This window comes from Halomonas sp. ND22Bw, from assembly GCF_003011945.1.
GTDB lineage: Bacteria > Pseudomonadota > Gammaproteobacteria > Pseudomonadales > Halomonadaceae > Halomonas > Halomonas halophila.
On record NZ_PXWD01000092.1, the window covers coordinates 1 to 518 of the forward strand.

General features: G+C 67.4%; 2 protein-coding genes. Both read right to left on the reverse strand.

The annotated features are described in order from the left end of the window. A partial coding sequence (locus CVH10_RS17105) for an ATP-binding cassette domain-containing protein (RefSeq protein ID WP_146142968.1) occupies nt 1-185 on the reverse strand: 185 nt, incomplete at its 3' end. Continuing rightward, a partial coding sequence (locus tag CVH10_RS17110; RefSeq protein ID WP_146142969.1) for an iron chelate uptake ABC transporter family permease subunit occupies nt 173-518 on the reverse strand: 346 nt, incomplete at its 5' end. The genes CVH10_RS17105 and CVH10_RS17110, both read right to left, overlap by 13 nt.

Below are 518 nucleotides of genomic sequence, written 5' to 3' on the forward strand. Positions count from 1 at the left end.
CCGTCGAGGCGGGCCTCGCCGTCGACAGCGGGGATGAAGCCCGCCAATGTCCGCAGCAGGGTCGACTTGCCCTGACCGTTTCGCCCCAGCAGGCAGATGAATTCGCCGGGTTCGACGACGACCTGGTCAAGCGTCGACAGGACATTTCGCCCATAGCCGATCCGCAGAGCGTCTATCGCGTACATCGGCCCTCCCCGCCGCGAAGACTGCGCGACTTCAGCAGCAGCAGGATCACCAGCGGCGCGCCGATCAGCGCCAGTATGGCGTTGAGATGCAGGAAGTGCTGTTCCCACGGCAGGTGAACCACCAGATCCGCCGCTAAGGCCAGAACCGCTCCGATCAGGGCGGTCGCCGGGATCAGCGCCCCGATCTGCGCCGAACCGATCAGGCCGCGCGCCAGATGCGGCACGATCAGGCCGACGAAGGCCACGGGACCGCAAAAGGCGGTCACGGGCGCCGCCAGCAGTATTGTCGTTCCCAGCACCAGCCGGCGAAGGCGCGGCACGTTCACGCCCAGG